We start from the raw sequence: 330 nt of genomic DNA on the forward strand, positions 1-330 counted from the left end.
CCGGGCGCCGCGCTGGGCCGGGACGGCGGTGGCGGCCGCGGCGGTCGCGCGGACCTGCTCGGTCAGCACCCCGGCCGGGCCGATCTCGACGAAGTCCGTGACCCCGGCGGCTTCGAGCGCCCGGACACCGTCGGCGAACCGGACAGCTTCCCGCGCGTGCCGGACCCAGTACCCGGGCGTGCCCAGTTCCGCCGTCGCGAGCCGGCCGGTCACGTTCGAGACCACCGGGATCCGGGCGTCCGCATAGGACAGTCCACTCGCGACTCGTTCGAACTCGGCCAGCATCGGCTCGATCCGGGCGGAGTGGAAGGCGTGGCTGACGGTGAGGCG

Annotated in this window: 1 pseudogene; it reads right to left on the reverse strand. The window is 75.2% G+C overall.

The annotated features are described in order from the left end of the window. Positions 1-330: pseudogene (locus G3I65_RS44515) on the reverse strand (polyketide synthase); the annotation flags it as partial.

It is taken from the genome of Amycolatopsis sp. SID8362 (genome assembly GCF_010550475.1).
Taxonomy (GTDB): domain Bacteria; phylum Actinomycetota; class Actinomycetes; order Mycobacteriales; family Pseudonocardiaceae; genus Amycolatopsis; species Amycolatopsis eburnea.